Here is a 23,193-nt window from a genome sequence, read left to right as displayed (position 1 = left end):
CCTCCTACACTTGATCTGCGAATGCGTTCAAAATGTGGGAGGGGGCTTGCTCCCGATGAGGCCGTCAGCGTTTAGAGGAAACCTTGCCCTGCTGCACCACCCAATTCACCACCTGCCCATTCAACTGATCCCCCGCCTTGCCAAAGGCTGCCACCACCGCGGGCACCTTGGTGTCACCCACTGGCTGTCTTACCTCAAACCGCCGACTGGCAATAATCCTCTGGTCACTGCCGCGCACCAACCGTGCGTCGAGGCGAATCACGACGTCTACCGCTTTGCCACTGTACTCACTCTGAAATGCCTGCAACTGCCCGCCCAGCTCATAGTCGGCTTGCAGGTTTGTCTCGTCGGTACTCAACAACGTCACTCGCCCATCGCGTTGGAAGCCGTCCAGCAGGCGGTTGCGTAAGAGCACCGGCGCCGGATCGCTCCAGCGTGAGTTCGTATAGCTGCTGATCAGGTTGCCGTCAGGCACCACGGCAATGCGTGGACTGTCGAGAAACTCGCTGGTCTGGGGTTTGGCCACGCGCAGTGACCAACTCACCGGCGCGCCTTGGGTGGTGGGTTGAGTGGACACCAGGCGGTACACGTCTGAAGGGTCCGGCTTGGGCAGGATCGAACATCCACTGACCAGGGCCAGGACGATAGGGGCGATCATTGGGTAAACACGCTTCATGGCGTGAACTCCTTGTTCTTGTCACTGCCCAGCAGGTAACCGCTGGGGTTGGCTTCCAGGCGGCGGGAAATGGCGCGCAGCGAGCCAAGGGTTTCACGCAGTTCTCGCACCGCCGGCGCCAATTCGTTAAGACCCTGCATGCCGCTGTTTACCGAGTCCTGATTGTTGGTCAGCAAGGTATTGATGGTGGCGGTGCTTTGCTCCAGGGATTTCATCGCCCGCTCGGCGCTGCCAAAGGCCTGCTTGCCTTGCTCGTTGAGCAGGCCATTGGCGCTGCGCATCAGCACGGTAGTTTGCTCAAGGGCGGCACCGGCCTGTTTGCTCACCTGCATCAGTTGTTGCATCACCACCCTGATATCGCCACGTTGCTCGGCGATAGCCCCAGTGGTTTGTTGCAGGTTATCCAGGGTGTTGCTCAGGCGTTCGACGTTTTCCCGGGAGAACATGTGGTTGGCGTTGTGCAGCAGCAGGTTGACGCTGGTCATCAGGTCGTTGCTGTTATTGAGCAGGCGCGCGATGGGCGATGGCGACGCGATGATTTCCGGCAGCTTGCCGTCCTTGCCCTTGAGCTCCGGGCTCTGCGGGGTCCCGCCGCTGAGCTGGATGATCGAGGTGCCGGTGATGCCGATCAGCGCCAGCTTGGCCTGGGTGTCTTCCTTGATCGGCGTCTGCCCGGCCAGGCGGATGCGTGCGAGCACACGGCGCGGGTCTTTGGGGTCCAGGCGCAGGCTGGTGACGTCGCCCACCTTGATCCCGCTGTACTGCACCGCGCTGCCCTGGGACAGGCCGCTGACCGCTTCGTTGAAGATCACTTCGTAATCCTGAAAGGCGCTGTCGACGCTGGACTTGGCCAGCCACAGGCCAAACAGCATCGCGCCGACCACCACTATTACGCTGAACAGTCCGATCATCACATGATGGGCTCGGGTTTCCATGTCATACCTCGTTGAGCGATTGAGCGGCATCCAATGCCGCGCGGCCCCGGGGGCCGTGGAAATATTCGTGAATCCAGGCGTCGTCGGTTTCCGAAACGACATCGATGGCGTCGGCCACCAGCACTTTCTTCTGCGCCAGCACCGCCACGCGGTCGGTGATGGTGTACAGCGTGTCCAAGTCATGGGTGACCAGGAACACACTCAAGCCCAACGCATCGCGCAGGGTCAGGATCAGTTGGTCGAACTGCGCCGCGCCAATCGGATCGAGACCAGCGGTGGGTTCATCGAGGAACAGGATGTCCGGGTCCAATGCCAGCGCACGGGCCAGGGCCGCGCGCTTGATCATGCCGCCGGACAATGAGGCGGGGTATTTGTCGGCCGCCGACAGTGGCAACCCGGCCAGCGCCAGCTTGACCGCCGCCAAGTGCTCGGCGTCGGCGCGGCTGAGACCGGCGTGTTCAATCAACGGCAGGGCGACGTTCTCGGTGACAGTCAGCGAGGAAAACAGCGCACCCTTCTGGAACAGCACGCCAAAGCGCCGCTCCACCAGCGAGCGTTCATGCTCAGGCAGGCTCGGCAGGTTCTTGCCGAACACCCGCACTTCACCTTCACTGGGGCGCCGCAGGCCGACGATGCTGCGCAACAGCACGGACTTGCCGCTGCCGGAGCCGCCGACCACCGCCAGGATTTCGCCCTTGTACAAATCCAGGTCGAGGTTCTCATGCACACTCTGACTGCCAAAGCGGTTGCACAAGCCGCGCACTTCAATCACCGCCTCAGTGGGCGCACGGTGTAGACGACTCACCAGCCCATCTCCATGAAGAACATCGCGGCGACCGCATCCAGCACGATCACCACAAAGATCGATTGCACCACGCTGGAAGTGGTGTGCGCGCCGACGGATTCGGCGCTGCCGCTGACCTTGAAGCCTTCCAGGCAGCCAATGGCCGCGATCAGGAAGGCGAAGATAGGCGCCTTCACCATGCCTACCAGAAAATGTTGAACGCCAATGTCCGATTGCAGCAGCGAGAGGAACATCGCCGGTGAAATATCCAGGGCCACCGCACACACCACGCCACCGCCGACGATCCCCGAGAGCATCGCCAGGAAGGTCAGCATCGGCAGCGCCACCAGCAGCGCCAGGACCCGGGGCAATACCAACAGCTCCATGGGGTCCAGGCCCAAGGTACGGATGGCGTCGATTTCTTCGTTGGCTTTCATTGAGCCGATTTGTGCGGTGAACGCACTGGCGGTACGGCCAGCAATCAGGATCGCAGTGAGCAATACGCCGAACTCCCGCAGGAAGGAGAACGCCACCAAATCCACGGTAAAAATCGTCGCGCCGAAGCTCTTGAGCACCGTGGCGCCGAGAAACGCCACCACCGCGCCGACCAGGAAGGTCAGCAAAGCCACGATAGGCGCTGCGTCGAGGCCGGTCTGTTCGATATGCGCGACCATCGGCGTCAGGCGCCAGCGCTTGGGCCGCAAGATGCCACGGGCGAAGGTTTCGAGGATCAGGCCGATAAAGCCCAGCAGCTTCATCGCGTCTTGCCAGACGGTGTCCACGGCACGGCCGATGCGCGCCAGGACTTGGATGCCGACAGCCTCTTCCGGATCTTTGATCGGCACGCAGAAATCATTCAGGGAGCGGTAGACCGTCTTGAGCAATGCGCGGTCTGCGGCTGACAGGCTGCAATCGGTCTGCTCGGCGGAGTGTTCGATACGCGCCGACCCCAGCAGCTCCACCAGCAGTGAGGCGCCCGCGGTATCCAATGCGCCGAGGCCATTGAGGTCGATATGTGCACCAGCGTCATATTGACCGTCGAGCTTGTCCGACAGCTTCTTCAGCGTGGTGTAGTGGGCAAGCGTCCAGTCGCCGGTAATCCGGAGCAAAGGTGGAGTGATGGACGTATCAAGGTGGGCCGCGCCGGCCGTCGTACGAGTGGTCATAAGCTCCGAGCTTGTATGGCTATCCACAATGGCTACGTAATAGCACACACTCGTCTACTTTGGGTTGTCCGCTTGTGCTGTGTCTATCACCTTGAAGCGCAATACACCGATGACTTGCCCGTCTTCGGTCAGCACCTGGACCTGCCAGCGCCCTGCTGAGTCACCCGGGAAATTCTGCTTGTGGGTCCAGGCGCGGTAGCCCTCCTTGCGACCGCCATGGATATCCAGGGCAATACGGTCGACTTCCTGGCCGTTGAATTTCCACACATGGTAGATCCGCTCATCCAGCCCGCGTGGTGCATTGATCGCGGTGTAGGCGTACAACCCCCCACTGCGCAACTGGGCGGCAGTGACTTCCTTGAGGTGATCGCCGGGTGTGCGGTCTTGCAGCTGGGTGCTGATCGCCACTTCGGTCATCCACAGGGTGGCGGGCGGCACCCAGCTGCGCAGGAACCAGCCGGCGCAGCCAATGGCAGCGGTGACGCCCAGCAGCATCGCCCAGCCTTTGAGACTGCGCAGCGGCAGGCTGACGGCCAGGCTGGGAATCGACAGGGCCATCGCCACGCCCAGCGCCAGTTTGTAGCTCTCGGCAGTGGTCAGATGCAGGATGATCGGCAGCGCAGTGAGCAATGCGGCGAATAGAGTCAGAGTATGCAGCGCCAGGAACAGCGAACGCTTGGGTGCCAGCCATTTGTAGTACAGCGGGTCGATGATCGACACCAGCGCGGCCGCGCCGAGCAGGCCGGTAAACACCGATTGGCCGCTGTTCCAGGCTGTGGTGATGAAGAAGAACGGCAGTACGAAAAACAGACTTTCCTGGTGGATCATCTGGGTGGCGTAGCGCAGCAGTGGTTCAGGGATTTCGCGCTTGAAGAGCTTGGTGAAAAGCTGTGTGAAGCTGTTTTCCAGCATCAGCCACAGCCAGCTCACCAGCATGATTACCGCAATCCAGCTGGCCATGCCTTGCTGGCGGTCCACCAGAATGAAGCTGCCCACTCCCGAGATGAAACCGCCGAGTGCAATCACCCCTGGGTAGCGCTTCATCAGCTCGAGGATGCGCTGGATTAAGTGGGTCAGGTTTGGCATTCGGCGGTTCGCAGTCTTTGTATGAAAAATCCCAGACAGAATAACGTCTTAGCCCTGGGTCCGGTGCCTCATTCCACGATCCGTTGGCGATAACGCCGAACGCCAATCAACGCTATTGCGATCAGCCCCAGTACGCCCGCGCCGATCCAGGTCAGGGCGTCATAGCTCAACAGCGGCTTTTCGATGCGCCAATAACCCGGTTGCTTGAAGACCTCGCGCATGGCCTGGTTGGTTTGCGCCAGGCTCACGGCCTTGATGCGTTTGACCGGGTCGCTGAAATGACCATCGGCGTAGTCACCGGAGGCACTCCAATAATAGTCCGCCAGTGCGCTGTTGCCCTGTACGGCCCAGGCTTGGCGTGCGATAGCCGCGTGTTGCAGGCGGGCAAATACCATTGGGTCCAGACCGTCCTTGAGCAGTTTTGCCTTGAGGTCTTGCAGCACCTGTTCGGCTTCGGGCAGATTTTCCCGTTCGAGGTCGGCATTCAGGCTCATGAAGCCGACGCCGCCGAGCACTTCGCGTTCAGTCCAGGGGCCGTAGGACAAGCCGTGCTCGAGGCGCAGTTGCCGGTACAGCGCCCAGTCCAGGTAATCCTTGAGCAGGTCGTAAGTTTCGTCATGCTGGTCATCCAGTACCGGCTCGGGGAACAGCCAGTGCAGCTTGGCGCCATCGCCGACCCAGCCGTGGATCAGGTCGCGGTGGCCGGCGGCGGTGTGGCGGATTTCCGGAAGCGGCCGATGTTCGCTGGGCTCCACCGGGGCGAGTTGGCCGTAGGTGCGCTCCAGGTAGGCGGGCAGCAATTTGTCGAGGTCACCGACGACGATCAGGGTCATGTTGTTCGGCGCGTACCAGTTCTTGCGCACCGCTTCCAACTGATCGCGAGTCAGGTGATTGGCCTCGGCGCGTTCGGCGCATTTGAGGCCCAGTTCGACGGCCAGTTGGTTGCTGGCGTTGTGGCCGAGGTCCTGACGGTCCAGCAGGCGCTGCAAATGGGAGTAATGGCCCCCGTCTTCACGTTCGACCACCCGCTTGGCCGCATTGATATTGGCGTCGGTCAGTTGCGTGCGGGTGAGGATGGCCAGCAGCAGGTCCAGCACCTTGCGTTGGTTTTGCGCGGGGGCCTCGATGACGAAGGTGGTATCGGCATTGCTGGTATAGGCGTTCCACTCGCCGCCCAGGGCTTGCATGCGGTCTTCGAGATCGCCTTCTCCGCCGCCGTCGATACCGCTGAACAGCAAGTGTTCGAGCAGGTGCGGCAGTTCCTTGTCTTCGCAGCCGAAGTCATCCAGCCCCACGCCCACCACCAGGCGAATCGCTACGTGCCCGCGTTCGGTGCCCGGCTTGAGCAGCAGTTGCAGGCCGTTGTGCAAGGTATAGCCTTCGACTTGCAGGCGGTCAAAGGCAAAGGTATGTGCCGAGCCCAGGAGCAGGCAGGCGATTAACAGGCGACGCATAACAAGCTTCCTGGCGAATGAGGTCCATTGTTAACTGACTTCACTCGCCGTCGTACGTTCAGGGCGAATGGGTGATGTCGGCGATATCTTCTGCGGAGAGTGCGCCAGTGTCGGATGTTTCCAACACTACGTAAGCGCTGCTACAAAATAACGAATTCAAGCGTTTCATGTCGGCAATCAGCTCCAGATGCAGTGAGCTGGTCTCCAGGCTCTGCACGATCTTGCGTTGCAGGCGGCTGACGTGGGCGTGGGCGAGGCGACGTTCCTGGGCGCGAAAGCGGCGCTTTTCACGCAGCAACTGGCGGGCGCTTTCCGGGTCACCGCTGAGGAACACCGAGAGGCCCAGGCGCAGGTTGGCGATCAACTGGCTGTGCAAACCGCTGAGCTCTTCCAGGCCCACTTCGGAAAATTGCCGGCGTTGCGAGGTTTTCTGCTGCTGGACTTTACGCAGCATGCGCTCGATCAGGTCGCCCGCCAGTTTCAGGTTGATCGACAGCTCGATGATTTCTGCCCAGCGGCGGTTGTCTTGTTCGCTCAGGTCTTCCCGGGACATTTGCGCCAGGTAGAGTTTGATCGCGCTGTAAAGCGCTTCGACGTCATCGCTGAGGCTGCGCATCTCCTGGGTGATTGCGGTTTGTTTGCCGCGCAGCACTTCCTGCATAGAGGTAAGCATATTGTCGATCAGGTCGCCCAGGCGCAGGGTTTCTCGCGCGGCGTTGGCCAGGGCCAGGCTCGGCGTGGTGAGTGCGGCCAGGTCAAGGTGGCGCGGTTTGGCCTTGCCATTGGTTTCTTCGCGCTCGGGCAGCAGCCAGGCGCACAGCCGCGCCATAGGGCCAATGGTGGGCAGCAGGATCAAGCAGCGCGTGACGTTATAGAGCAGGTGGAAGGTGATGACCATGCCTTGGGCGCTGTAGTCCAGGCCGTCCATCCAGAGGACGAGCGGGTCAAGCACAGGAATGATCAGCAACAGGCCGATCAATTTGTACAACAGGCTGCCCAGGGCCACTTGGCGCCCGGCAGTGTTCTGCATGCTGGTGCTGAGAAAGGCCAGTACGCCGCTGCCGATGTTGGCGCCGATCACCAGGCCGATAGCCACATGTAACCCGATCACGCCGGCGCCGGCCAGAGTTGCCGTGAGCAGCACAGCTGCAAGGCTGGAGTAGGAAATCATGGCGAACAGCGCGCCGACCAGCGCGTCCAGCAAGATATCGCCGGTCAGCGAGGCGAAGATGACTTTGACACCCTGGGCATGGGTAATCGGCCCGGCGGCTTCGACGATCAGTTGCAGCGCGAGGATGATCAGCCCCAAGCCGATGCCGACCCGGCCCAGTTGCCCGGCGCGCGTCTGTTTGCGCGACAGGAAGAAAATCACCCCGAGGAAGATCAGCAGCGGCGACAGCCAGGACAAGTCGAAGGTCAGCACCCGGGCCATCAACGCAGTACCGACGTCGGCGCCAAGCATGGTGGCCAAGGCCGGCGTGAGGCTCATCAGCCCTTGGCCGACAAAGGACGTCACCAGCATCGCGGTAGCGTTACTGCTTTGCACCATGGCTGTCACCGCGATACCGGCGACAAAGGCCAGCCAGCGCTTGGACATGTTCTGCCCGATGACTTGGCGCAAATTGGAGCCGTAGACCCGCAGGATGCCGGTACGGACGATATGCGTGCCCCAGATAAGCAGGGTCACGGCGGAAAGCAGATTGAGCAAGGTCAGCATGCTCGGCCCCCCGTGTGGGTGCGCTCCAGCAGGAGCGAAGGAAAGTTGCCGCGTGCCGCTCTACGTCTTGTACTTAAGCTGTAGTTGGCGAATGGGCTCTGCGCCAGCATCGCATAGGTAGGAGCGAGCTTGCTCGCGAAAAAACGTCAACGAAATCGCGGACTGTCTGGATGTACGCGGTGTCCTTGGGTTCTTCGCGAGCAAGCTCGCTCCTACAGGGGCATGAAATCGCGGGTACGGGTTTATTGACCCGGCATGTCCTTGCGCAGTTTCACCGGATCCTGCTGTTTTTTCTTTTTCGCCATGGCGGTGCGCATCTTGATGTTCACCGCTTCCACTGCCAGGGAGAACGCCATGGCGAAGTAGACGTAGCCTTTTGGCACGTGCACATCGAAGGATTCGGCGATCAGCACGGTACCCACCACCAGCAGGAACGACAGCGCCAGCATTTTCAGCGACGGGTGCTTGTCGATGAATTCGCTGATGGTGCCGGCGGCCAGCATCATCACCAATACCGCAACGATGATCGCGGCAACCATGACCGGTACGTGGGAAACCATACCGACTGCGGTAATCACTGAGTCCAGGGAGAACACGATGTCGATGATGGCGATCTGGATGATGGTGTAGATGAACTTGCCACCGGCGCCCTTGGGCTCGTCGTGGGTTTCATCTTCGCCTTCCAGGGCGTGGTACATCTCCTGGGAGCTTTTCCACAGCAGGAACAGGCCGCCGAAGAACAGGATCAGGTCACGGCCAGAAATGCCCTGGCCAAACACCACGAACAGGTCGGCGGTCAGTTGCATGACCCAGGTGATCGACAGAAGCAACAGGATGCGGGTGACCATGGCCAGGGCCAGGCCGAAGATCCGGGTGCGCGCCTGCATGTGCTTGGGCATGCGGCTGACCAGGATCGAAATCATGATGATGTTATCGATGCCCAGGACGATCTCGAGGGCCGTCAGGGTGAAGAAGGCAATCCAGATTTCCGGATTGGTCAGCCATTCCATGTGTATTCCTTTGAGCAAATGTTATACCGCGCCAGCTGCAGCGCCGCGCGGTGAGTGAGTCGGTACGATTATAGAGTGCTGAACAGCGGAAAAATCCCCATCAGCAGTGCGGCGAACATTATGCACAGGCACACCAGTACTGCCCACTTGAGGGTGAAGCGTTGATGGTCGCCGAACTCTATACCCGCCAGGGCCACCAGCAGGTAAGTCGAGGGTACCAGTGGGCTGAGCAAGTGTACCGGTTGCCCGACAATCGACGCACGGGCCATTTCCACGGCGGTGATACCGTAGTGGCTGGCGGCTTCGGCCAGTACCGGCAGCACGCCGTAGTAGAACGCATCGTTGGACATGAAGAAGGTGAACGGCATGCTTACCAGCGCGGTGATCACCGCCAGGTACGGGCCCATGGCCTCGGGGATGACCGCCAGCAGACTCTTGGACATGGCGTCGACCATGCCGGTGCCCGACAGGATGCCGGTGAAAATGCCGGCGGCGAAGATCAGCCCCACCACCGCCAATACGCTGCCCGCGTGGGCCGCGACGCGGTCTTTCTGCTGTTGCAGGCACGGGTAGTTGACGATCATCGCGATACTGAACGCCACCATGAACAGCACTGGCAGCGGCAACAGGCCGGCGATCAGGGTGCACATCAGCGCCAGGGTCAGGGCGCCGTTGAACCAGATCAACTTCGGGCGGCGAGCGTCAGGGAACTGCGACACGCTGATTTCGCTGTGGTCGATCTCGTCGCCTTGCAGGTGCAGTTCACCCAGACGCGCACGCTCGCGCTTGCCGTACATGTAGGCAATCACCAGGATTGCCACGACGCCGGCGGCCATGGCCGGGATCATCGGCACGAAGATGTCCGAAGGGTCCACATGCAACGCACTGGCAGCGCGGGCCGTCGGGCCACCCCAAGGGGTCATGTTCATCACGCCACCGGCGAGAATGATCAGGCCGGCCATGATCCGCGGGCTCATGCCGATGCGCTGGTACAGCGGCAGCATGGCGGCGACGCAGATCATGTAGGTAGTGGCGCCGTCACCGTCCAGGGATACCACCAGGGCCAGAACGGCGGTGCCGACCGAGACCTTCAGCGGGTCGCCCTTGACCATCTTGAGGATCTTGCGCACGGCCGGGTCGAACAGGCCGGAGTCGATCATCAAGGCAAAGTAGAGGATGGCGAACATCAGCATCACGCCGGTCGGCGCGAGCTTGGTGATGCCTTCGAGCATCATCGGGCCTATCTTCGGCGCGAAACCGCCGAACAACGCGAACAGGATGGGCACGATGATCAGGGCGATCAGCGCGGACAGGCGCTTGGTCATGATCAGGAACATGAACGTGATGACCATGGCAAAGCCAAGGAAAGTCAGCATAGGAATACTCCAGGCGTAGCGCGGCTAGGGAATGGCGAACCGGGTGAGGGTCAGCGCAGAACGAAAAGCACGAGGCGTACGGGTGGAGCTGCAGCGAACAGGCGGGTAAGAGCGGACATCGGGAATCACCATTGTTGTTGTTAACAGCCGGTCTGTTGCCGGTAGTGGGGCGATCCTAGACGGGGAAGCTTTCAGCCAGCTTTCGCCGGGAAAAGACGGGACACACGGTCATGAGACTTATGCAGATAAAAATGTGGGAGGGGGCTTGCTCCCGATAGCGGTGTATCAGTCATTGAAGATATTGACTGAACCAAGGCTATCGGGAGCAAGCCCCCTCCCACAATTTGATTGTGTGTGCCGCTAAGTCTTTAGGGCAGTTCGAGGCCACCAGCCGCTTTATGCAGCGCACGCAGATGCTCGCCCAGCTGCTTGAGGTTGGCTTCACTGGCGGCAATCTCGGCAGCGCGGGACGGATCGAGCAGCGCCCTCACCTCTTTATCCAGCTCGCCGGTCAACGATTGCAGTTGCTTCTGGCGCTCGGCGCTTTCCGATTCCAGGCGCTTGGCTTCCGAAGGTTGCGGCAGGCCATAGCCACCGCTGTCCAGCAGCTCGGCTGGGCGACTCAGGAAGCCACTATTGGCGAGGATTTGTTGCAACGTATTGTTGGCTTTTTCCATTCCGCCGTTTTTCAGCTCGCGAGCATTGAGGTAGCGCTGTTTGACTTCATCCTGGGCGAGCATCAGCTGCCTGCGATAGCTGGCCTGCTCCAGCAGTAGCAGCGCGGCGCTGGTGCGCAGGTCGGCCTGGCTGAACCACTGGCGACGCGCTTGTGCATCCAGGGCCAACCAGTCTTCGACCTGGGTCTGCTTGATCGGCAGGCGCTTGCGCAGCACATCGAACATGGCCTGGTAACGCTCGCGGAACGAGTCGAAGTGATAGCCCAGACGCAGTGCCTCGCGTTTGTCATTCAACACGCTGGTGTCGGCCAGGCCGCGCGCGCTGAGGACTTCGAGCAAGCCGTTGGGGGTGATGTTGTCCAGGCCGGTCAATTGCGGGTTGGCGCTGCCACTGCGTAACAGCTTCAGGCTCTCCACCGCACAGTTGTTGGAGATGAAGAAGTAGTTGCCGTCATAGCTCCAGTGCATTTCAGCGGCATGTTCGACGGTGTCGTTGATTTCCTGGCGGTTGAGCTTCAGCGGCACCGACGCCAGGCCACGCAGTTCGGTCTTGGTGTATTCGTCGATGACCTGGGCCAGCGGCAGTACGAACAGCCGCGACGGGTACTTGCCGACCAGGCCATCCCAGCTCGACAACTGCACGTCACCGACGAAGGCGCGGTAGGACAACACCAGGTGTCGGTCCAGGTCCAGCCGACAATCCGGGCCACGCGGGCGACCTGGGGCGCAAATCACCAGGCGCAGCATGCTATGGCCCCAGCGGCTGACCAGATTCTGGTTGGCCTCGGCGAGCAGGTAATCGATTTCATACACCCGTTCCGGGTCAATCTGGCCCAGGGGCGTCTTGGCGAAATCGTTGCCGGCGTTCAGGAACGGATAGGTCGTGGCACAGGCGTCCTGCACGGGTGGTGCCCAGCCGAAATGTTCCTTGTAATAGCGGAACAGCGCGGGGCGTCGGCAGGCGTAGCTGGGGTCGAGGAGGAAATACTCGATGTTGACCGCCACGAACTCCAACGGGCTGGTGGTTTCGTAGATATCCGGGCTGCGCACCACCTGATTATTGTGCTGTTCGCGTTCGCCGCGGCGGCCGACGTATTGCGGCCAGCCGGCGAGGTCCAGCAGGCGCGGATCGTCACTTAGGGTAAAGCGACGGTCGTTCTGGCCACGGCATTGGTCGGGCAAACCGATCAAGCCGGTGATGTTGTTCTGGCGGCTGCAGCGTTGGATCAGGGCGCGTTCATCTTTGGGCCACAGGCGCGCACGGTCATAGATGTGGGTCAGTTCATGCAGCACTGTGGCTAGCATTTCCCGGCGCACGGTGCCGTGGGGGCGATTGGTTTTCTGGGTGGCGGCGCTGCCGTCGGTCAGGCTGGCGAGCAGGTTTTGGTTCAAGTCCAGTTCGGACACAAGAGAGGCTTGGCCGTAAGCGTTTGCTGGCATCTTGTCGGTCCAGCCGACATCGATGCGGCGATCCAACTGCTCGATGAAGCGTGGCGGCAAGGCGCGCATTGCATCATCGAGCAATGCCTGGCTGGCCTGCTGTTCAGCCGGGCTCAAGCCATCGGTCTTGAGCCGCAATTGCAGGCTGGCCTGGGCTGTAGTTGCACACAGCAGCACAGCCCCGGCCAGGAGCCAGGCTTTGATACGCCTCACAGAGCGAGAATAGCTTCGGCGAGGGTCTGGTCACTGGCGTCACGGGCTTGCGGTACGCGGGTGCGTAGGGTGTCGAACGCAGCCTCGAGCTGCGCACCGCGAATCTCGCCATTGGTGGCGACGAAACTGGCGGCATCATCGTGGGCTTCACGCACGATTTTGGAATCGCGGATGGAGGTGGTGGTGTCCGAGGTGAAATCAATAGTGCGCGCCGAAGCACGCACGACGATGTTACTGGTGGCCTTCAAGGTTTGCGCCTGGGCGACATCGGCCAAAAACAGCAGGCCGAGGGCGGCGACGATCAACGGGCTACGCATTGCGGTGACTCCAAATACAAAGATGATTATTGGACGAGAATTGCTTGCGCCAGTTCAAGGTCGCTTGCATGAAGTTTTGGTTGGGTGCGGCGCAGATAATCCAGTGCGGACTCCAGGCGTGCGCCCCGCCATTGGCCGGCAGTGGCAATGAAAGCGGCTGCATCATCCTTGGCAGCCACGACCAACTTGTTGTCGAACGGTGCAGAGGTCACCTTGCTGGTGGCGTACACACTGACAACGGTGCTCTGGGTGGACACATCAAGGGCCCAAGCAAGGGGTGACCAGCAGGCGGAAAACAATATAGGGACAATCAACAGGCGGTATGAAAAAGCCATGGGACTCGACAACTGAAAGCGAGCGCCAAGGCTAGCGCAATGCTCGGGCGAGAGCCAGCACGCAGGCATCCAGGAGCGGCTGGCGCTCCCTTCTGGTTGCCGTGGATCAGATAGCCAGGATGGCCTGTGCCAACTGTGCATCGGTTGCGGTGTTCAGTTGCGGCGCTTGTTGGCGGATATGGGCCAAGGCACTTTCCAGCTTCACGCCTCGGATGGCGCCTGCACTGGCGACAAAGCTGGCCGCGTCGTCACGTGCGGCCTGTACCACTTTGTTATCGCGCAGGGAGGAGGTGGCATCTGAGGTTGCGTCGGAAGTGGCTTTCAGCGCGCCGACGATCGAGTCGGTGGTCATGATAAAGCTGCTCGCATGGGCATTGGCAGCCAGGGTTAATACAGCAGCAGTGCATAACAGGCGGAGACGGGACATGGGGAAACTCCTGTAGACGAATAATAAAGTGGCGCGAAGCGGCCACTGCGAAACGGACTGGGACTGTTGAGCATCAGACGCACGCTCTACAAGGTTCGCCACGTGGTGAGTGGATATTAGTCTCGCGATTGTCTATTCGGAAGCCTGCAATTAACTGTACTTGTCATTTTTTGTATTTATAAAACTGTACAGTTAAACGGAAATCCCGCGGTTTCAAGCCCCTATCGCAGAAACAACAAAGCCCGCCTCCGGTTACCCGGGGCGGGCTTTGTTTCATAAATCTGGGTGCTGGCAGTGGACCCGGCGGGTCAGGGCCAGCGGGCGCCAATTAGCGCCAGAACGGCTTGCTCAGCTCTTCGTAGCGTTGGGCTTCGCTGATACCGGCGTCAGCCAGCAGACGCGAATCCAGGCGAGCCAATTGGTGGCGGCTGGAGATGCGGCGCTGCCACAACATCAAGTTGGCGAGAACGCGCAAAGGCAGGGAAGCGTTGGTGTTTACAGCTTTATCTTCGAAGAACAGTTCGGAACTGAGTGTACGTTCCATGATGACATCCTTCCGCTTGTGGCGGGATTAGGTAGTGGTTTAACTGATGCCAATGATCCTCCTCCAGCGCAAGACTCTCTAGATACAGTTCACTTGTATTGTGAGAGGCCAGTTAACTGTTTAATCAGGCTGTACGGTACGAAAATGGGGCAACTGTACCTGTCTGCACCTTAAGAGTGCGAAATGGGTGTTTTTGAGAAAGGATGTGGGATATTTCAGTAGGAATTGACCAGTACAGTAGTACAGTTTTTTGCGAGGGCGTCGGTTGGATCTCCGAGCTGATGAAACTGTATTTGCATCAGCCCGGATCTGTATCGATCAAGCCTTGAGCATATGACCGGTCTCTTCAAGGTTGATGTGCCAACTGAGCGCTTCACGCAGGATGTGCGGCGTGTGCCCGCCGATGGCGCACGCGGCCTCAAAGTAGGTATTGAGCGCGTCGCGGTAGGCCGGATGCACACAGTTGTCGATGATCACGCGGGCGCGCTCCCGTGGTGCCAAGCCACGCAGATCGGCGAGGCCCACCTCGGTGACGAGAATGTCCACGTCATGCTCGGTGTGGTCCACATGACTGACCATCGGCACCACGCTGGAAATCGCGCCGCCCTTGGCAATCGATTTTGTGACGAAGATCGCCAGGTGCGCGTTGCGTGCGAAGTCACCGGAGCCGCCAATGCCATTCATCATTCGCGTGCCGCACACATGCGTGGAATTGACGTTGCCGTAGATATCGAACTCCAGCGCGGTGTTGATACCGATGATGCCCAGTCGCCGCACCACTTCAGGGTGGTTGGAGATTTCCTGCGGGCGCAGCACCAGTTTGTCCTTGTAGTGCTCCAGGTTGCCGAACACGTCGGCGTTGCGTCGCTCTGACAGGGTGATCGAACTGCCGGAGGCGAAGCTCAGCTTGCCCGCGTCGATCAGGTCGAACGTGGAATCCTGCAGCACTTCTGAGTACATGGTCAGGTCTTCGAACGGCGAGTCGATCAAGCCGCACATCACCGCGTTGGCAATGTTGCCGATCCCCGCCTGCAGCGGGCCGAGCTTGTTGGTCATGCGCCCGGCGTCCACTTCTTGCTTGAGGAAGTTGATCAGATGGTTGGCAATGCCTTGAGTGTCGCTGTCAGGCGGCGTCACCGTGGAGGCGGAGTCGGCCTGGTTGGTGATCACGATGGCGACGATCTTCTCCGGCGGGATCGGAATTGCGGTGCTGCCAATGCGGTCGTCGACCTTCACCAACGGGATCGGCGTACGGGTTGGCCGGTAGGTCGGGATATAGATGTCATGCAACCCTTCCAGGTTCGGGTTGTGCGCCAGGTTGATCTCGACGATTACCTGCTTGGCAAAAATCGCGAAACTGGCCGAGTTGCCTACGGAGGTGGTGGGCACGATGTGCCCTTGCTCAGTGATCGCGACGGCTTCAATCACCGCAATGTCCGGCAGTTTGAGCTGGTTGTTGCGCAGCTGCTCGACGGTTTCCGACAGGTGCTGGTCGATAAACATGACTTCGCCGGCGTTGATCGCCTTGCGCAGGGTGCTGTCGACCTGGAATGGCATGCGTCGCGACAGCACGCCGGCTTCGGTCAGTTGCTTGTCCAGGTCATTGCCCAGGCTGGCGCCGGTCATCAGGGTGATTTTCAGAGGCGAAGTCTTGGCGCGTTCGGCCAGGGCGTGGGGGACGGCCTTGGCTTCACCCGCGCGGGTGAAGCCGCTCATGCCGACGGTCATGCCGTCCTCGATCAGTGCGGCGGCTTCTGCCGCGCTCATGACCTTGTTCAACAACGAAGGCAAGCGGATACGATCACGGTACATGAATTGTTATCTCAGGCTACGGAAGCAAGGTGGGCAGTGTAGTGATTTCAAAAAGTTTCGGCCCGCTACCATGGTCGAATGCCAGGTAGCGATTTAGAGCCTTTGGTCGGGTTTCATCCCGTAATAAAAAACCCCAGCCTACGGGAGGCCAGGGTTTGGGGTATTGCGCTGGCGCAGTGTTATTCGACGGCCTTGACCATGTCTTCGATGACCTTCTTGGCATCGCCGAAGACCATCATGGTCTTGTCCAGGTAGAACAATTCGTTATCCAGGCCCGCGTAGCCGCTGGCCATCGAGCGCTTGTTGACGATGATGGTCTTGGCCTTGAACGCTTCGAGGATCGGCATGCCGGCAATCGGTGAGTTCGGATCGTTCTTCGCAGCCGGGTTGACCACATCGTTGGCGCCCAGCACCAGCACCACGTCGGCCTGGCCGAACTCGGAGTTGATGTCTTCCATCTCGAACACCTGGTCGTAAGGCACTTCTGCCTCGGCCAGCAGTACGTTCATATGCCCAGGCATACGGCCCGCCACGGGGTGAATCGCGTACTTCACAGTGACCCCGCGGTGAGTGAGCTTTTCGGTCAGCTCTTTTAGCGCGTGTTGGGCCCGTGCGACTGCCAAGCCATAGCCCGGCACGATGATCACCGTGTCGGCATTGGTCAGCAGGAAGGTGGCGTCGTCGGCCGAACCGGACTTCACCGGGCGCGCTTCCTTGGAGCCGGCTGCCGCGCCGGCATCCGCTGTATTGCCGAAACCTCCCAGCAACACATTGAAGAAGGAGCGGTTCATCGCCTTGCACATGATGTACGACAGGATTGCGCCGCTGGAGCCCACCAAGGAGCCGGCGATGATCAGCATCGAGTTGTTCAGCGAGAAGCCAATGCCCGCCGCTGCCCAGCCGGAGTAGCTGTTAAGCATCGACACCACCACCGGCATATCAGCGCCACCAATCGGGATGATGATCAGCACACCCAGCACGAAGGCCAGGGCCAGCATCAGCGCGAAGGCGGTGAGGTTGCCGGTGAACATGAACGCCAGGCCCAGGCCAAGGGTTGCCAGGCCGAGCACCAGGTTGAGTTTATGTTGCCCGCCGAACTGTACTGGTGCGCCTTGGAACAGACGGAACTTGTACTTGCCCGACAGCTTGCCGAACGCGATCACCGAACCGGAGAAGGTGATAGCACCGATGGCGGCACCGAGGAACAGCTCCAGGCGGTTACCGGCAGGGATCGAGTCGCCCAGGTGCTTGACGATGCCTAGGGATTGCGGCTCGACCACCGCAGCAATCGCGATAAACACCGCGGCCAGGCCGATCATGCTGTGCATGAACGCCACCAGCTCCGGCATCTTGGTCATTTCTACGCGCTTGGCCATGATCGAGCCGGCGGTGCCGCCAACCAGCAGGCCAACGATGACGTAGCCGATACCGGCAGTCGCCAGTTCAGCCCCCAGCTTATAGATGAGGCCGACGGTGGTGAGTACCGCCAGCGCCATGCCGAGCATGCCGAACAGGTTGCCGCGCCGCGAAGTGGTCGGGTGCGAGAGGCCCTTGAGGGCCTGGATGAAACAGATCGACGCGATCAGGTAGAGCGTCGTCACCAGATTCATGCTCATTACTTCTGCACCTCTTCTTTCACAGCTTTGGGCGCTTTCTTCTTGAACATCTCAAGCATCCTACGCGTAACCAGGAAACCACCGAATACGTTAACCGCCGCCAAGGCTACCGCCAGGGTGCCCATGGTCTTGCCCAACGGCGTCACGGTGAGTGCGGCGGCCAGCATGGCGCCCACAATCACGATTGCGGAAATTGCGTTTGTCACTGCCATCAAAGGCGTGTGCAGCGCGGGTGTTACGTTCCAGACCACGTGATAACCGACATAAATCGCCAGCACAAAGATGATCAGGTTGTAGATACCGGGGGAGATAAGCTCTTCCATCGTCTGAATCCCTGCTTAGGCGTTTTTGCGGATGACTTGGCCGTCGCGGCACATCAGGCACGCGGCGACGATGTCGTCTTCGAGGTTGATTTCAAACTGCCCTTCCTTGGTGAAGACCAGCTTAAGGAAGTCCAGCAGGTTGCGTGCATACAAGGCCGACGCGTCGGCGGCGACAGCGCCCGCCAGGTTGGTCGGGCCGCAGATGATCACGCCGTTTTCCACCACCACTTGGTCGGCGACGGTCAGCGGGCAGTTGCCGCCTTGGGCAGCGGCGAGGTCGATGACTACCGAACCGGGCTTCATTTGCGCCACGGTATCGGCGCTCAGCAGGGTTGGAGCCTTGCGGCCTGGGATCAACGCTGTGGTGATAACGATGTCGGCCTGCTTGGCGCGCTCGTGTACGGCCAGGGCCTGGCGCTGCATCCAGCTGGTCGGCATCGGGCGTGCGTAACCACCGACACCGACAGCGCATTCACGCTCTTCATCGGTTTCGTAAGGTACGTCGACAAATTTCGCGCCGAGGGATTCGATCTGCTCTTTAACCGCCGGGCGTACATCGGACGCCTCGATCACCGCACCCAGGCGTTTCGCCGTGGCGATGGCCTGCAGCCCCGCAACACCGGCGCCGAGGATCAACACGCGCGCAGCTTTTACAGTGCCGGCGGCGGTCATCAGCATCGGCATGAAGCGCGGGTAGTGATGAGCGGCCAGCAACACGGCCTTGTAGCCGGCGATGTTGGCCTGCGAAGACAGCACATCAAGGCTCTGGGCCCGTGAAGTGCGCGGCGCGGCTTCGAGGGCGAAGGCGGTGATGCCGCGCTCTGCGAGCTTGGCGATGATTTCGTTGCTGAACGGATTGAGCATGCCCACCAACACGGTGCCACTTTTAATCAGCGCCAGTTCGCTGTCGCTGGGGGCAACCACCTTGAGTATCAGCTCGGCGCCAAATACATCGTTGGCGCCGCCAATGGTTGCGCCTGCCGTTTCATAGGCACTGTCGACGATGCTGGCGTTAATGCCGGCGCCGCTTTGCACAGTGACCTGATGGCCCTGGCCGATCAGCTTCTTGATGGTTTCCGGGGTGGCAGCCACCCGCGTTTCACCGGTCTGGGTTTCGAGAGGAACACCAATGTGCACGTCAAATCTCCTGCATGATCTTTTTGCTTTTGATCTTTTTGTAAAAAGGCCAGTGCACCGCGAGTGGCGCATCTGGGGCGGCCGATCAGCACGATCCCGCTGAAATGACAGCGGGGCGCGGCATTTTGCAGGCGAACTTTACGGCCTTCAAGGGATTATGACGGGTGACGAAAAATTAACTACAAGTCACCCTGTGACTGATTGTCGCAATGCCATGGAATAACCTCATTAAATACAAGTAATTAAAGGGCCGCAGCTGTTTTTAGCTGCTTTTTCCATCTTTGGCGTGAATAGTCGGTTATTGGCTGGTTAGTGTCGCTCAAAGCCATGAAAATCATGGCTTGGAGCCGTATTTTAAGCAAATGGGTACAGTCTGCTCAAATGCGACATATATTTATATCTGTAGGATTGAAAATAATCTGACTACAGGGTCAATAATTTGAATTGTTTCGCTCAAGTGCTGGGACTGTAGCGCTGTGATTGGTCGATCAGCCAATCCCTGAAAGCGTGTAATGAGGCTGATTCGACCTTCTTGTCGGGAATCATCAGGTAATAAGCCTTTTCGCTGTTCAGCGCTTCGGTACTGGCGATGACCAGTTGCTGCTCCTTCAGCTCCCGCTGGATGAAAAAGGGAGGAATCAGCGCAATGCCCATGTCATGCATGGCCGCTTGGGACAACATCGAGAATAGCTCGTATCTGGGGCCTGTCATGTCGCGAGGAATGTTCAGTTGCTGGGCGTTGAACCATTGGCGCCAGGCATAAGGACGCGTGGTCTGTTGCAGTAGCGGCAGTTCGGCGACCTCTTGGGGAGTGAAATGCGTACGGCCGCCGAGTAGGCGTGGGCTACACACCGGCAAGGGGTTTTCGCCCATCAGTCTATGGGACTCTGTACCGGACCAATCGGCATCGCCGAAGTAGATCGCGGCGTCGAACTCTGTGTCGGCGAATAGGAAGGGGCGCGTGCGGTTGGTCAGGTTGACCGTTACTTCCGGGTGCTGACGTTGAAAGTCTTTGAGGCGCGGGATCAGCCATTGCGTACCGAAAGTCGGCACCACTGCCAGTTCGATGACATTGGCCCCTTGCTGGCCCATGACGGATAAGGTGTCTCGCTCTACGGCGTCTAGCTGTGTTGCCACTCTGCGGCTATAAGACAGTCCTGCCTCCGTCAATTTCACACCGCGCCGTGAGCGGCGAAACAGTTCGACACTTAAAAACTCCTCAAGGCTGGCAATCTGCCGGCAGATGGCCCCCTGAGTGATCGAAAGCTCCTGCGCCGCCTTGGTAAAGCTCTCGTGACGGGCTGCTGCTTCAAAGCTTATCAGCGCGGTGGTGCTGGGAATCTTTCTGCGCATGTACATTGCCCTCACAGATAAAGCACGTTTCTGGCCTGGTTGAGTGTTACGAAGTGACAAATTAGCACAAGCCTATGCGCAAACCTCGTTTGCCCTCTGGGCCGACCCGGCCTAGTCTGCATCCACGACTTCTGATGTTTTGCGCGAGGACTTATTCATGGCTGGCAAGGCAAGCTTCAACTGGATCGATCCACTGCTGCTGGATCAACAGCTCACCGAAGAAGAGCGCATGGTGCGCGACAGCGCTGAGCAATTTGCTCAGGACAAGCTGGCCCCGCGTGTGCTTGAAGCCTTCCGTCATGAAAAGACTGACCCGGCGATCTTCCGCGAGATGGGGGAAACCGGTTTGCTGGGCGCGATGATTCCCGAGCAGTACGGCGGCAGTGGCTTGAACTACGTCAGCTATGGGTTGATTGCGCGTGAAGTGGAGCGTGTCGACTCTGGCTATCGCTCGATGATGAGCGTGCAGTCGTCACTGGTCATGGTGCCGATCAATGAATTTGGCACTGAGGCGCAGAAACAGAAGTACCTGCCTAAGCTTGCTTCTGGCGAATGGATCGGCTGTTTTGGTCTGACCGAACCTAACCACGGCTCCGATCCGGGCGCGATGATTACCCGGGCGCGCAAAGTGGATGGCGGCTATAGCCTGACCGGCGCGAAGATGTGGATTACCAACAGTCCGATCGCGGATGTGTTTGTGGTGTGGGGTAAAGACGATGCGGGCGATATCCGTGGCTTCGTCCTGGAGAAGGGTTGGAAAGGCCTGAGTGCACCGGCGATTCACGGCAAGGTCGGCCTACGCGCCTCCATCACCGGTGAAATCGTCATGGATAACGTATTCGTGCCAGAAGAGAACATCTTCCCGGACGTGCGTGGGTTGAAAGGTCCTTTTACTTGTCTTAATTCGGCACGGTACGGGATTTCCTGGGGGGCGCTGGGGGCTGCGGAATTCTGCTGGCACACGGCGCGTCAGTACACCCTTGATCGTCAGCAGTTTGGTCGGCCATTAGCCGCCACGCAGTTGATCCAGAAGAAGCTGGCCGATATGCAGACCGAGATCACCCTGGCTCTTCAAGGTTGCCTGCGTCTGGGCCGAATGAAAGACGAAGGTACGGCGGCGGTTGAAATTACCTCAATCATGAAGCGCAACTCTTGTGGCAAGTCCCTGGACATCGCACGCATGGCCCGGGACATGCTGGGTGGCAACGGCATTTCCGATGAGTTCGGAGTGGCGCGCCACCTGGTCAACCTGGAGGTGGTCAATACCTACGAGGGGACCCATGACGTGCATGCCTTGATTCTGGGGCGCGCGCAAACCGGTCTTCAGGCGTTCTATTAATAGGAGCATGGGCATGGGCGCGCTTTCGCATCTGCGGGTACTGGATTTATCGCGAGTACTGGCGGGACCCTGGTCCGGGCAGATCCTTGCGGACCTTGGGGCCGAGGTGATCAAGGTCGAAAGGCCAGGCAGTGGTGATGACACGCGTGCCTGGGGGCCGCCCTTCCTGAAGGATGCTGATGGCGAGAACACCAGTGAGGCAGCTTATTACCTTTCGGCTAACCGCAATAAAGAGTCGGTGACTATCGACTTTACGCGGCCGGAGGGGAAAAAGTTGGTGCGCGATCTGGCTGCCAAGTCGGACATCTTGATCGAGAACTTCAAGGTCGGGGGGCTTGCAGCCTATGGCCTGGATTATGAATCGCTCAAGGAGGCCAACCCGGAGCTGATCTATTGCTCAATCACGGGGTTTGGCCAGACGGGGCCCTATGCAGCGCGTGCCGGCTACGACTTCATGATCCAGGGGCTGGGTGGGCTCATGAGTTTGACGGGCAGGCCTGAGGGGGATGAGGGTGCCGGGCCGGTCAAGGTTGGCGTCGCGCTGACGGACATCCTGACAGGGCTTTATTCGACCGTGGCGATCCTGGCGGCGCTGGCGCATCGTGATCACGATGGTGGTGGCCAACATATCGATATGGCATTGCTGGATGTACAGGTGGCTTGCCTCGCTAACCAGGCGATGAATTACCTCACAACCGGAGCGTCGCCGAAGCGCCTGGGGAATGCCCATCCTAATATAGTGCCCTATCAGGACTTTCCCACAGCCGATGGGGATTTCATTCTTACCGTGGGTAATGACAGCCAATTCCGTAAATTCGCCGAAGTCGCTGGGCAGCCACAGTGGGCGGATGACCCGCGTTTCTCCACCAACAAGGTTCGAGTGGCCAATCGAGCGGTGCTTATTCCATTGATCCGCCAGGCTACGGTCTTCAAGACGACTGCAGAGTGGGTGGCAGGGTTGGAGCGGGTGGGCGTGCCGTGCGGGCCGATCAATGATCTGGCACAGGTATTTGCTGATCCTCAGGTGAAGGCGCGCGGGTTGGCGATGGAGCTGCCTCATGCGTTAGCGGGGATGGTGCCTCAGGTTGCCAGCCCGATACGGTTGTCCAAGACGCCTGTGGAGTACCGTAGCGCGCCTCCTTTATTGGGGGAGCATACGCTTCAAGTGTTACAGGGGGTTCTGGGGTTGAGTGCAGCTAACGTGGCTGCGTTGAAGGCGGCCGGTGTTATCTGAGTGATTCCTTCTATATAGAAGTACAAAGAGCGTTCTTCTAGAGTGTGCTCGTTTTTTAATCAATCCTAACTTATTGATAGAAAGGCAAAATTAACTGTTGACGGCAGATTCTGGAAGCCTATAATTCGCCCCACTTCCGGCGCAGTCGAAACGGAAAACTTCTTGGTAAACAATGAGTTATGAAGTTTTCGGCAGCAAGTTGCTTCAGTTCATCGAAGCGAG

Annotated in this window: 21 protein-coding genes; 2 read left to right on the top strand and 19 right to left on the bottom strand. The window is 59.5% G+C overall.

Features of this window, described 5'->3' with window-relative positions:
• Nucleotides 1-64: 64 nt before the first annotated feature.
• From KVH01_RS04605 to KVH01_RS04515, 19 genes are all read right to left on the bottom strand, one after another.
• The gene (locus tag KVH01_RS04605; protein ID WP_217880620.1) at nucleotides 65-676 is read right to left on the bottom strand and encodes an ABC-type transport auxiliary lipoprotein family protein; all 612 of its coding nucleotides are present in this window, start codon (nucleotides 674-676) and stop codon (nucleotides 65-67) included.
• The gene (locus tag KVH01_RS04600; RefSeq protein ID WP_217880619.1) at nucleotides 673-1,611 is read right to left on the bottom strand and encodes an MlaD family protein; all 939 of its coding nucleotides are present in this window, start codon (nucleotides 1,609-1,611) and stop codon (nucleotides 673-675) included. The genes KVH01_RS04605 and KVH01_RS04600 overlap by 4 nt, the downstream gene beginning before the upstream one ends.
• Nucleotide 1,612: 1 nt before the next feature.
• Nucleotides 1,613-2,416: an ABC transporter ATP-binding protein gene (locus KVH01_RS04595; RefSeq protein ID WP_014716351.1), complete on the bottom strand. Its 804-nt coding sequence runs from the start codon at nucleotides 2,414-2,416 to the stop codon at nucleotides 1,613-1,615.
• Nucleotides 2,413-3,561: an ABC transporter permease gene (locus KVH01_RS04590; protein WP_217880618.1), complete on the bottom strand. Its 1,149-nt coding sequence runs from the start codon at nucleotides 3,559-3,561 to the stop codon at nucleotides 2,413-2,415. The genes KVH01_RS04595 and KVH01_RS04590 overlap by 4 nt, the downstream gene beginning before the upstream one ends.
• A gap of 54 nt (nucleotides 3,562-3,615) precedes the next feature.
• Nucleotides 3,616-4,647 carry a DUF5924 family protein gene (locus KVH01_RS04585; RefSeq protein ID WP_043048357.1) on the bottom strand — a complete coding sequence of 344 codons (1,032 nt, stop codon included), beginning with the start codon at nucleotides 4,645-4,647 and terminating at the stop codon, nucleotides 3,616-3,618.
• 68 nt (nucleotides 4,648-4,715) lie between these two features.
• Entirely contained in the window at nucleotides 4,716-6,101 is a 1,386-nt protein-coding gene (locus KVH01_RS04580) for a M16 family metallopeptidase (RefSeq protein WP_217880617.1), read from the bottom strand.
• A 58-nt stretch (nucleotides 6,102-6,159) separates the two neighbouring features.
• Nucleotides 6,160-7,818, bottom strand: a complete 1,659-nt coding sequence (locus tag KVH01_RS04575) for a Na/Pi cotransporter family protein (protein WP_217880616.1) — start codon at nucleotides 7,816-7,818, stop codon at nucleotides 6,160-6,162.
• Between the two features lie 242 nt (nucleotides 7,819-8,060).
• Entirely contained in the window at nucleotides 8,061-8,828 is a 768-nt protein-coding gene (locus KVH01_RS04570; protein WP_043048361.1) for a TerC family protein, read from the bottom strand.
• Between the two features lie 68 nt (nucleotides 8,829-8,896).
• Entirely contained in the window at nucleotides 8,897-10,204 is a 1,308-nt protein-coding gene (locus KVH01_RS04565) for a CitMHS family transporter (RefSeq protein ID WP_003187405.1), read from the bottom strand.
• 368 nt (nucleotides 10,205-10,572) lie between these two features.
• On the bottom strand, nucleotides 10,573-12,534 hold the full coding sequence (locus KVH01_RS04560) for a DUF7844 domain-containing protein (RefSeq protein ID WP_043048362.1): 1,962 nt from the start codon (nucleotides 12,532-12,534) through the stop codon (nucleotides 10,573-10,575).
• Nucleotides 12,531-12,851 (bottom strand): DUF2388 domain-containing protein, encoded by a 321-nt coding sequence (locus tag KVH01_RS04555; RefSeq protein WP_043048363.1) that lies wholly within the window; start codon nucleotides 12,849-12,851, stop codon nucleotides 12,531-12,533. The genes KVH01_RS04560 and KVH01_RS04555 overlap by 4 nt, the downstream gene beginning before the upstream one ends.
• Before the next feature lie 26 nt (nucleotides 12,852-12,877).
• Complete coding sequence (locus KVH01_RS04550; RefSeq protein WP_217880615.1) at nucleotides 12,878-13,186, bottom strand: DUF2388 domain-containing protein; 309 nt, start codon at nucleotides 13,184-13,186, stop codon at nucleotides 12,878-12,880.
• A gap of 106 nt (nucleotides 13,187-13,292) precedes the next feature.
• Nucleotides 13,293-13,613 carry a DUF2388 domain-containing protein gene (locus tag KVH01_RS04545; RefSeq protein ID WP_043048366.1) on the bottom strand — a complete coding sequence of 107 codons (321 nt, stop codon included), beginning with the start codon at nucleotides 13,611-13,613 and terminating at the stop codon, nucleotides 13,293-13,295.
• A gap of 328 nt (nucleotides 13,614-13,941) precedes the next feature.
• Entirely contained in the window at nucleotides 13,942-14,157 is a 216-nt protein-coding gene (locus KVH01_RS04540; protein ID WP_043048367.1) for a DUF1127 domain-containing protein, read from the bottom strand.
• A 318-nt stretch (nucleotides 14,158-14,475) separates the two neighbouring features.
• Nucleotides 14,476-15,969: an acetyl-CoA hydrolase/transferase family protein gene (locus KVH01_RS04535; protein WP_217880614.1), complete on the bottom strand. Its 1,494-nt coding sequence runs from the start codon at nucleotides 15,967-15,969 to the stop codon at nucleotides 14,476-14,478.
• 179 nt (nucleotides 15,970-16,148) lie between these two features.
• Nucleotides 16,149-17,585: an NAD(P)(+) transhydrogenase (Re/Si-specific) subunit beta gene (locus KVH01_RS04530; protein WP_217880613.1), complete on the bottom strand. Its 1,437-nt coding sequence runs from the start codon at nucleotides 17,583-17,585 to the stop codon at nucleotides 16,149-16,151.
• Complete coding sequence (locus KVH01_RS04525; RefSeq protein ID WP_005783507.1) at nucleotides 17,585-17,908, bottom strand: NAD(P) transhydrogenase subunit alpha; 324 nt, start codon at nucleotides 17,906-17,908, stop codon at nucleotides 17,585-17,587. The genes KVH01_RS04530 and KVH01_RS04525 overlap by 1 nt, the downstream gene beginning before the upstream one ends.
• 15 nt (nucleotides 17,909-17,923) lie before the next feature.
• Nucleotides 17,924-19,045, bottom strand: coding sequence for a Re/Si-specific NAD(P)(+) transhydrogenase subunit alpha (locus tag KVH01_RS04520; RefSeq protein WP_043048372.1), 1,122 nt, complete (start codon nucleotides 19,043-19,045; stop codon nucleotides 17,924-17,926).
• 453 nt (nucleotides 19,046-19,498) lie between these two features.
• Nucleotides 19,499-20,398, bottom strand: coding sequence for a LysR family transcriptional regulator (locus tag KVH01_RS04515; RefSeq protein ID WP_217880612.1), 900 nt, complete (start codon nucleotides 20,396-20,398; stop codon nucleotides 19,499-19,501).
• Nucleotides 20,399-20,555: 157 nt separating this feature from the next.
• Here KVH01_RS04515 and KVH01_RS04510 point away from each other — a divergent pair, with 157 nt between their 5' ends.
• Nucleotides 20,556-21,737 (top strand): acyl-CoA dehydrogenase, encoded by a 1,182-nt coding sequence (locus KVH01_RS04510; RefSeq protein WP_003187423.1) that lies wholly within the window; start codon nucleotides 20,556-20,558, stop codon nucleotides 21,735-21,737.
• Between the two features lie 13 nt (nucleotides 21,738-21,750).
• Nucleotides 21,751-22,971 (top strand): CaiB/BaiF CoA transferase family protein, encoded by a 1,221-nt coding sequence (locus KVH01_RS04505; RefSeq protein WP_217880611.1) that lies wholly within the window; start codon nucleotides 21,751-21,753, stop codon nucleotides 22,969-22,971.
• Nucleotides 22,972-23,193: the final 222 nt, after the last annotated feature.

The organism is Pseudomonas khavaziana (assembly GCF_019145205.1).
Lineage (GTDB): Bacteria > Pseudomonadota > Gammaproteobacteria > Pseudomonadales > Pseudomonadaceae > Aquipseudomonas > Aquipseudomonas khavaziana.
This window is presented reverse-complemented; position numbering and strand designations above follow the sequence as displayed.

Coding starts and splice junctions, on each gene's coding strand:
- KVH01_RS04605 (WP_217880620.1), bottom strand. CDS start 676: ATGAAGCGTGTTTACCCAATGATCGCCCCTATCGTCCTGGCCCTGGTC.
- KVH01_RS04600 (WP_217880619.1), bottom strand. CDS start 1,611: ATGGAAACCCGAGCCCATCATGTGATGATCGGACTGTTCAGCGTAATA.
- KVH01_RS04590 (WP_217880618.1), bottom strand. CDS start 3,561: ATGACCACTCGTACGACGGCCGGCGCGGCCCACCTTGATACGTCCATC.
- KVH01_RS04585 (WP_043048357.1), bottom strand. CDS start 4,647: ATGCCAAACCTGACCCACTTAATCCAGCGCATCCTCGAGCTGATGAAG.
- KVH01_RS04580 (WP_217880617.1), bottom strand. CDS start 6,101: ATGCGTCGCCTGTTAATCGCCTGCCTGCTCCTGGGCTCGGCACATACC.
- KVH01_RS04575 (WP_217880616.1), bottom strand. CDS start 7,818: ATGCTGACCTTGCTCAATCTGCTTTCCGCCGTGACCCTGCTTATCTGG.
- KVH01_RS04570 (WP_043048361.1), bottom strand. CDS start 8,828: ATGGAATGGCTGACCAATCCGGAAATCTGGATTGCCTTCTTCACCCTG.
- KVH01_RS04565 (WP_003187405.1), bottom strand. CDS start 10,204: ATGCTGACTTTCCTTGGCTTTGCCATGGTCATCACGTTCATGTTCCTG.
- KVH01_RS04555 (WP_043048363.1), bottom strand. CDS start 12,851: ATGCGTAGCCCGTTGATCGTCGCCGCCCTCGGCCTGCTGTTTTTGGCC.
- KVH01_RS04550 (WP_217880615.1), bottom strand. CDS start 13,186: ATGGCTTTTTCATACCGCCTGTTGATTGTCCCTATATTGTTTTCCGCC.
- KVH01_RS04545 (WP_043048366.1), bottom strand. CDS start 13,613: ATGTCCCGTCTCCGCCTGTTATGCACTGCTGCTGTATTAACCCTGGCT.
- KVH01_RS04540 (WP_043048367.1), bottom strand. CDS start 14,157: ATGGAACGTACACTCAGTTCCGAACTGTTCTTCGAAGATAAAGCTGTA.
- KVH01_RS04535 (WP_217880614.1), bottom strand. CDS start 15,969: ATGTACCGTGATCGTATCCGCTTGCCTTCGTTGTTGAACAAGGTCATG.
- KVH01_RS04530 (WP_217880613.1), bottom strand. CDS start 17,585: ATGAGCATGAATCTGGTGACGACGCTCTACCTGATCGCGTCGATCTGT.
- KVH01_RS04525 (WP_005783507.1), bottom strand. CDS start 17,908: ATGGAAGAGCTTATCTCCCCCGGTATCTACAACCTGATCATCTTTGTG.
- KVH01_RS04515 (WP_217880612.1), bottom strand. CDS start 20,398: ATGCGCAGAAAGATTCCCAGCACCACCGCGCTGATAAGCTTTGAAGCA.
- KVH01_RS04510 (WP_003187423.1), top strand. CDS start 20,556: ATGGCTGGCAAGGCAAGCTTCAACTGGATCGATCCACTGCTGCTGGAT.
- KVH01_RS04505 (WP_217880611.1), top strand. CDS start 21,751: ATGGGCGCGCTTTCGCATCTGCGGGTACTGGATTTATCGCGAGTACTG.